Below are 1,334 nucleotides of genomic sequence, written 5' to 3' on the forward strand. Positions count from 1 at the left end.
TGTGTGATCAACTGATATTACAATTTTTTCAGAACCTAGAAACTTCAATAATTTTTTTAGCATTGATTTATCCTTAAAAGCCAAAGTACCTAAAACAACCCGATTACAGATTTTTGAAACATCAGTAATTGTTGATTCATCTCGTAATCCTCCAGCGATTTGAATCGGAATTGAGATCTGTTCTACAATTTTTTTAATTGTTAAAAGATTTGAGCCTCTACCAAGAGTTGCATCAAGATCAACTAGATGAAGCATATCAGCGCCATTTGATTGCCATTTTTTTGCTACCTCTACAGGATTATCACTATAGACTGTTTTCTGATCAGGATTGCCTTTGTAGAGTCGTACTACTTTACCATCCATAAGATCAATTGCAGGGATTACTTTCATTTTTTACACACATCTAGAAAATTTTGAATCATTATTTTTCCTACTTTACCTGATTTTTCTGGGTGAAATTGTGTCCCAAAAAAGTTTCTCTTTTCAACTACTGCTGGTACCTTTATTCCATAATCGGATTCCGCCGTAATTACACTATTGTCAACCGGTTTGACTCTATACGAGTGAACAAAATAAACCCATGTATTATCTTTAATCCCTTCAAGAAGCCTTCCTGGTTTTTTAATTTCTAAATTATTCCAACCCATATGTGGAACTTTCATTGACGGTGGAAGAATAATGACATCGCCTTGAATTATTCCTAATCCTTTTTCTTTTCCTTCTTCACTTTTCTCAAAAAACATTTCCATTCCAAGACAAATTCCCAGAACAGGGGTATTGTCTTTAACATAGTTATGGAAATTAGTTTTTGATTTGGTTATGCTTTTAATTGCAGGATCAAAATTTCCCACTCCAGGAAGTAAAAGACCAGAGTAAATATTCGGTTTGTCAAAATCAGTAATTACATCCACAGTAGCTCCTGATTTTTCAAGTGAATTTTTTAGACTAAAGATATTTCCTGCTCCATAGTCAAATATTGCTAGATTAACCATTACATTGAACCTTTTGTACTTGGAATACCTTTTTGCTTTTTGTCATATGAGGATGCTTCCCTAAATGCAACGGCCAAGGACTTTATTGCTGCTTCCACTTTGTGATGATCGTTATCACCATACTTTACAGTAAGATGAACACAACTGTTTAGATTTTGAAGCAGTGATTGGAAAAAGTGTTCCAAGTCTTCTTTTGATATACCTTCAATTGTATTTCGTTTAATGGATAATACTAGTTTCCAAAAGGGTCTTTTTACTAGATCAATTGAAGCTTCAGCTAAAGACTCATCCATGGGTACTGATGCATAGCTAAATCTAGTAATCCCACTTCTTGTTCCTAAT

At 33.8% G+C, this 1,334-nt stretch carries 3 protein-coding genes; all 3 read right to left on the bottom strand.

The window, feature by feature from the left end; genetic code table 11:
* Nucleotides 1-390, bottom strand: a 390-nt coding sequence (locus tag BG20_RS05335; protein ID WP_010191891.1) for a HisA/HisF-related TIM barrel protein, incomplete at its 3' end; no start/stop codon positions are given.
* Nucleotides 387-992, bottom strand: coding sequence for an imidazole glycerol phosphate synthase subunit HisH (gene hisH, locus BG20_RS05340; RefSeq protein WP_010191894.1), 606 nt, complete (start codon nucleotides 990-992; stop codon nucleotides 387-389). The genes BG20_RS05335 and hisH, both read right to left, overlap by 4 nt.
* A partial coding sequence (locus tag BG20_RS05345; RefSeq protein ID WP_010191896.1) for an imidazoleglycerol-phosphate dehydratase occupies nucleotides 992-1,334 on the bottom strand: 343 nt, incomplete at its 5' end. The genes hisH and BG20_RS05345, both read right to left, overlap by 1 nt.

The sequence above is a fragment of the Candidatus Nitrosarchaeum limnium BG20 genome (assembly GCF_000241145.1).
Classification (GTDB): domain Archaea; phylum Thermoproteota; class Nitrososphaeria; order Nitrososphaerales; family Nitrosopumilaceae; genus Nitrosarchaeum; species Nitrosarchaeum limnae.